The organism is Micromonospora sp. NPDC005806, from assembly GCF_042871425.1.
In the GTDB taxonomy this organism is placed as follows: Bacteria; Actinomycetota; Actinomycetes; order Mycobacteriales; family Micromonosporaceae; genus Micromonospora.
In genome coordinates this window covers 1-1,146 of the sequence record NZ_JBIAIL010000112.1, presented here as the reverse complement: position 1 = coordinate 1,146, position 1,146 = coordinate 1, and the positions used below count along the sequence as shown (strand labels likewise).

The 1,146-nt window shown below is 65.7% G+C and carries 1 pseudogene; it reads right to left on the bottom strand.

Annotated features, from left to right (window positions below):
- Positions 1–3: 3 nt before the first annotated feature.
- Positions 4–1,095 (bottom strand): annotated as a pseudogene (locus ACFYOS_RS36460) (IS630 family transposase).
- Positions 1,096–1,146 lie beyond the last annotated feature (51 nt).

Below are 1,146 nucleotides of genomic sequence, written 5' to 3'. Positions count from 1 at the left end.
GGCCTAGTGTCCCGCGCCGGAAATTCGCCTACAAAATCGTGCGAGTGATTCCAGGATCTCTTCGGCGGTCTTGGTCCAGATGAACGGTCGTGGATCGCTGTTCCAGTCAGCGATACACGACCGGATGTCGGCCTCGAGGGACTACACGCTCTTGTGGGCGCCGCGGCGGATCTTCCGCTCGGTGAGGAACCCGAACCAGCGTTCGACCTGGTTGATCCAGGACGAGCCGGTCGGGGTGAAATGCATGTGGAACCGGGGGTGCCGGGCCAGCCAGGCACGCACGACCGGGGTTTTGTGGGTGCCGTAGATGTCACAGACCAGATGCACGTCCAGCTCCACCGGCACCGTCTTATCGATCGTGACCAGGAACTTCTTGAACTCCACGGCCCGGTGCTGACGACGCAGCTCGCTGATCACCGAGCCGTCGGCGACGTTGAACGCCGCGAACAGACTGGTGATCCCGTTACGGCTGTAGTCATGCGTGCGCCGCTCGGGCATACCGGGCATCATCGGCAGCACCGACTGGGAGCGGTCCAGGGCCTGGATCTGGGACTTCTCGTCCACACACAGCACCACGGCCCGTTCCGGCGGGTTGTGGTACAGCCCGACGACGTCGACGACCTTCTCGACGAACTGCGGATCGGTGGACAGCTTGAACGTGTCCGCCCGGTGGGGTTTGAGGCCGAAGTCGCGCCAGATCCGCCCGATCGTCGACTTCGACAGCCCCGACCGCTCCGCCATGGACGCGCGCGACCAATGGGTGGCGTTGCGCGGTGTCTGCTCCAGGGTGGCGACCACAACGTCTTCGACCTGGTCCAAGGTGATCGACGGGGGCCGGCCCGGCCGCTGCTCGTCGATCAGCCCGTCCAGGCGCTCGGTCAGGAACCGCCGCCGCCACTTGCCCACAGTGGACAGATGCACACCCAGAGCCGTTGCCACGTCGGTGTTCGACGCGCCCTCGGCGCACGCAAGGATGATCTTCGCGCGCATCGTGAGAACCTGCGCGGACTTCGCCCGCCGCGACCAGCGCACCAGCGTTGCGCGTTCCTCGTCGGACAACACCAGCGGCGGGGTGGGACGCCCGGTCCTCGGCATCCCACCACCCTACACCCACTTATGAGGCGAACTTGCGGCGCAGCACACTAG